The sequence below is a fragment of the Pedococcus sp. P1_H8 genome, assembly GCF_056405175.1.
In genome coordinates this window covers 1-392 of the sequence record NZ_JBFUCP010000372.1, presented here as the reverse complement: position 1 = coordinate 392, position 392 = coordinate 1, and the positions used below count along the sequence as shown (strand labels likewise).

Below are 392 nucleotides of genomic sequence, written 5' to 3'. Positions count from 1 at the left end.
TCATGGAACTGCACAAGGTGCACTCGCCGCAGTACACGCTGTGGCTGCTCCCGTTCCTGGTGCTGCTGCGGGTGCCCTGGTCGCTGGTCGGCGCCTACCTGGTCGCGGACCTGGCAGTCGGGATCGGGGTGTTCCGCTACTTCGACGCGCTCTACACCGGGACCGACGCGACGACGCTCGAGTTCGTCGTGCAGGCCGGGGTGTGGGGACGCGCGGCGCTGCTGCTGGCGCTGTTCTTCCTGTTCCTGCGGGCGCCGCTGCGCCTCGAGCCCCCGCCGACCGAGCCGGACGAGGCCGAGCCCCCGCCGCCGGCCCCCGAGCGCGCCCCTCGAGCCCCCGCCGACCGAGCCGGACGAGGCCGAGCCCCCGCCGCCGGCCCCCGAGCGCGCCCC

At 75.5% G+C, this 392-nt stretch carries 1 protein-coding gene; it reads left to right on the top strand.

Annotation, left to right across the window (positions count from 1 at the left end):
* Window positions 1–392 (top strand): hypothetical protein (locus tag AC1DYG_RS20425; RefSeq protein WP_477641662.1); only part of this gene is annotated, 392 nt, incomplete at both ends.